This window comes from Streptomyces hesseae (genome assembly GCF_031845785.1).
GTDB lineage: Bacteria > Actinomycetota > Actinomycetes > Streptomycetales > Streptomycetaceae > Streptomyces > Streptomyces hesseae.
Map to the genome: position 1 here is coordinate 1 of NZ_JAVRFI010000050.1, position 4,350 is coordinate 4,350.

4 protein-coding genes are annotated in these 4,350 nt (G+C 73.3%); 3 read left to right on the top strand and 1 reads right to left on the bottom strand.

All coding sequences use genetic code 11. The features are described 5' to 3' along the window. Positions 1-275 precede the first annotated feature (275 nt). On the bottom strand, positions 276-1,205 hold the full coding sequence (locus RM609_RS34110; RefSeq protein ID WP_311616554.1) for an SDR family oxidoreductase: 930 nt from the start codon (positions 1,203-1,205) through the stop codon (positions 276-278). A gap of 193 nt (positions 1,206-1,398) precedes the next feature. Between RM609_RS34110 and RM609_RS34115 the strand changes: the two genes are divergently transcribed. The 3 genes from RM609_RS34115 (at position 1,399) to RM609_RS34125 (ending at position 4,312) form a co-directional block, all read left to right on the top strand. Continuing rightward, complete coding sequence (locus tag RM609_RS34115) at positions 1,399-1,917, top strand: DUF4240 domain-containing protein (RefSeq protein WP_311616556.1); 519 nt, start codon at positions 1,399-1,401, stop codon at positions 1,915-1,917. A 2-nt stretch (positions 1,918-1,919) separates the two neighbouring features. After that, a complete protein-coding gene (locus tag RM609_RS34120; RefSeq protein ID WP_311616558.1) occupies positions 1,920-2,813 on the top strand; it encodes a TIGR01777 family oxidoreductase in 894 nt (297 codons plus the stop codon). A gap of 176 nt (positions 2,814-2,989) precedes the next feature. Then, entirely contained in the window at positions 2,990-4,312 is a 1,323-nt protein-coding gene (locus RM609_RS34125) for an NAD(P)/FAD-dependent oxidoreductase (protein WP_311616560.1), read from the top strand. The last annotated feature ends 38 nt before the right edge of the window (positions 4,313-4,350 follow it).

Below are 4,350 nucleotides of genomic sequence, written 5' to 3' on the forward strand. Positions count from 1 at the left end.
CCTCTTCGCGGTGCCTGCCACTTCGGTACGGGGTACCCGGAATTCGGCTCCAGCGGCGAAGAGCTCTTTACGCCCCTACCAGGGCCCATCCACCCCACCCCGCCCCCTCACGTCACTACCCGGGGGGCCGGGGCCGCCCCTCAACGCCCGCCCCCCTACCCGCGCCCCCTACCCGGGCAATCCGTGCCGGGCAATCGGGCGGGCGGGTGGGCGAAACCGCGCCGAAGGCGCGGGAAACCCCCCACCGGGGGGCAACCGGAAAGCCCACGGAGCCCTTACCGGTACTCCTCCGCGGACGCGGAAACGTCACCGAAGACGACATCCCGGAAGTACCCGTCACAATCCGGCCGCGACCCGTCCACGTCAGTGAACCCGTACACCTTGGCCAGCTCCCCGCTGGAAAGCGACCGCCCGTTCCAGCGAGAGCGCTCCGCGTCGGCGGCCAGGGCCGCGATCGCCCGGCCGATGAACACCGGGGACTCGGCGATGGCGAAGTGCGGCTCCTTCGAGACCGCGTCCCGCCACGTCGCCTCCGTGACGCCGAAGTAGTCGAGCATCTCCTCCGACCGCAAGAACCCGGGCGTCAGGCACACCGCCGTGCCGCCGTACTCCTTCAGTTCCTGGGCCAGCCCGAACGCCATCCGGATCGGGCCGTACTTGGCGAGGTCGAAGAAGAGATTGCCCCGGTAGGTCCGGTTGGACTCCGCCGTGCCGTCGGTGATCTCCACGAGGAGGCCCCCGGGCCGCCGGATCAGCAGCGGCACGGCGAAGTGGCTGGTGATGGCGTGGGCGTCGAGCGAGAGCCGGAGCATCCGCAGCCCGTCCGCCAGCTTCACCTCCCATACCTTCTTGTCGAACTCGAGGAGGTGGTCCCCGCCCCAGACGTCGTTGACGAGGACGTCCAGCCGCCCGTGCTCCTCGTCGATCCGTTCGACCAGCGCCCGCACCTGCTCCGGCTCCAGGTGGTCGACCGGCACGGCGATGCCCGTGCCGCCCGCCGCCGTGATCAGTTCGGCCGTCTCCTCGATGGTCTCGGGCCGGCCCACCTCGCTGCGCCGCTCGCGTGTGGTGCGTCCCGTCGCGTAGACGACGGCGCCCGCGCGCCCCAGCTCCACGGCCATGGCCCGTCCCGCGCCCCGGGTGGCCCCGGCGACCAGGGCGACCTTGCCGTCAAGGGGACGAAGCGCGCTCTCCGATGCAGTCACGACAACATGTCCTCTCACTCGTTTCGTGCGACGGGCATGACGTTCGCACCGATACCGGACACCTTGTGTCGGGTATCCGAGCGGATAAACGGCACCCGGCATCACCCTCCCCGGTACTCGCCGATAACAACACGGCCGCATCCGAGCCCCTCCGGGTGCGTGGCCCCCCGGCAGGACCGATGCTGGAGCCGTGATGGACGAGACCGAGTTCTGGGAGCTGTTGGACAGCACTCGCCAGGCCGCCGAAGGGGACGTCGAGGACCAGGCGGACCTCCTGGTCGAAAAGCTGATGCAGCTCGACCCGGACGCCGTGCTGGACTTCGCCCGGCACTTCGAGGCGCGCTACAACCGCGCCTACCTCTGGGACCTGTGGGGGGCCGCCGCCGTCCTCCTCGACGGGGCGAGCGACGACGTGTTCGACTACTTCCGGTGCTGGCTCATCGGCCAGGGCAGAGAGGTCTTCGAGGGCGCGGTGCACGATCCGGACAGCCTGGCCGAGCTCCTGGACGACTTCGACGACGAGGTCGACGGGGACGGCGAGGACCTCGGCTACGCGGCTGACGAGGCGTACGAGCAGCTGACCGGCGCGGAAACCCCTGACCTGGGACTGCCGCCCCCGCCCCCGGAACCGGTGGGCGCCCCCTTCGACCTGGAGGACGAAGCCGTGCTGGCCGAACGCTTCCCCGCCCTCTGGGACCGCTTCCGGGAGTGACGATGCGTGTCGCGATCACCGGGTCGTCCGGCCTCATCGGCTCGGCGCTGATCCGGTCGCTGGAGAACGACGGCCACGAGGTGGTGCGGCTGGTGCGCCGCGCGCCCCGGAGCGCCGGGGAGGCCGAGTGGGACCCCGGCCGTCAACGGGTGGATCCCCAGGCGCTGGCCGGCTGCGCGGCCGTCGTGCACCTGGCGGGCGCCGGGGTGGCCTCGCATCGCTGGACGGCCGCATACAAGAAGGAGATCCGCGACAGCAGGGTGCACGGCACGGGGGCGCTCGCGGAGGCGCTGGCCTCCCTCGCCACCCCGCCCCGCGTGTTCCTCTCGGGCAGCGCGATCGGCTTCTACGGCGACACGGGCGACCGTGCCGTGGACGAGGACAGCCCGCCCGGCAGCGGTTTTCTCGCCGAGGTCTGCCGGGACTGGGAGGCCGCCGCGGGCGCGGCGACGGAAGCGGGCGTACGGACGGTCCTGCTGCGCACCGGGATCGTCCTCTCCCGGCACGGCGGCGCGGCGGCGAAGCTGTTCCCGCTGTTCCGGGCGGGCCTCGGCGGCCGGCTCGGCGACGGCCGCCAGTACTGGAGCTTCATCGCCCTGCGGGACCACATCGCGGCCCTGCGGCACCTCCTGGAGGCGGACGTGTCCGGCCCCGTGAACCTCACGGCGCCCCACCCGGCCACCAACCGGGAGGTGACCGAGGCGGTGGGGCGCGCGCTGAAGCGTCCGGCACTGCTGCCCGCGCCCGCTCCGGCGCTCAGGCTGGCCCTGGGCGAGATGGCCACGGAAGTCCTGGCCAGCTGCCGTGCCACGCCCACCCGGCTGCTGGACTCCGGGTTCCGCTTCGGCTGCCCGGACGTCGAGAGCGCCGTACGCGCGGCGCTGACCGACAGCTGACGCCTCCGGTCCAAGCTTCAAGAACCCCGACCGTGCGACCACCGTGCGACCGTGCTCGCCCCGTGCGCGACTGTTATTGACCGGATTTCTCTCTACGGTCGAGGCGAACTCGCGCATTGGCGCCGCCCGTTGGGGGCATCAGGCCCCCAGCGAGCGGACCGACCCCGGGAGGGCACGTGCTCGACAGCGCACGCCACACCGCACACCACGCTGACGTCGTCATCGTGGGAGCCGGCCTGGCCGGTCTCTCCGCGGCTCAACAGCTCACCGCCGCCGGGGTGACGGTCACCGTCCTGGAGACGGCCCACCGCACCGGCGGCCGTATGACGACCGACAAGGCCGACGGGTTCCTGCTGGACCGCTCCGGCCAGCTGCTCAACACCTCCTTCCCGGAGCTGATCCGCACCCCGGGCCTGGAGGCGCTCAAGCTGCGCCCCTTCACCCCCGGGGTGCTGGTCCACGCCGACGGACGCAACCACCGCACCGGCGAACTCCGCGGCGCCAAGCGCGCCTTCACCACCGCCCGCGCCTTCGCGGCGGCCCGCGCGTCGCGGAGCGCCGGCCTCGATCAAGCGCGGCTCGGCGCGGCACTGGCCCGCCTGGCCGCGCTGCCCATCGACCGGATGCTGGCCCGGCCGGACCGCCCCACGGCGGCGACCCTCACCTCCCGGGGCCTGCCGACCCGCACGGTGGAGGGCTTCCTGCGCCCCCTCCTGACATCCCTGCTCTCCGACCCGGACCTCACCACGTCCAGCCGCTGCGCCGACCTGGTGCTGCGCGGCTACGCGCGGGGCCGGCTCTGCCTGCCCGCCGGGGGCTCCGGCGTCATCCCCGAACTGATGGCCGCCCAGCTCCCGCCCGGCACGGTCCGTACGGGGGTGGAGGCCGTCTCCGTGGGCACCACAACCGTCGGCACCGCCGGGCACGGCACATTCACCTGCCGCTCCGTCATCGTGGCGACGGGCGCCCGGGCGGCGGCCGAACTCATCCCCGGCCTCCGGCTCCCCGATTTCCACCCGGTGACGGTCCTCCACCACACGGCCGACGAGCCGCCGCTGCGGGACGCCTCACTGATCCTCACCGGAACGCGCCGGGGGCCGGTCGCCCACACCACGGTCGCCAGCGAGGTGGACCCGGACCGGGCGCCGCTGGGCCGCACACTGATCAGCTCCACGGTGCTGGGGGCGGCCGCGTCCATGCCGACGGACGAGCTGGACCGGCTGGCCAAGGAGCAGCTGGCCCACGTCTACGGCACGTCCACGTCGTCCTGGCGCCTGCTGACGGCCCACCACGACCCGGACGCGGTCCCGGCCATGCCGGCGCCCCACGACGTCCGCCGCCAGGTCCGGCTGCTTTCGGGGCTCTACGTCTGCGGCGACCACCGCGACACGAGCACGGTCCAGGGGGCCCTCTTCTCCGGGCGGCGGGCCGCGCAGGCGGTCCTCCGCGACCTGGGCATCCGCCCGGGCCACGGCACGCCCGCCCTGCGGGCGGCGTAACACCCCGCGCCTCCGGCGCGGGATTTCGCCCACCCACC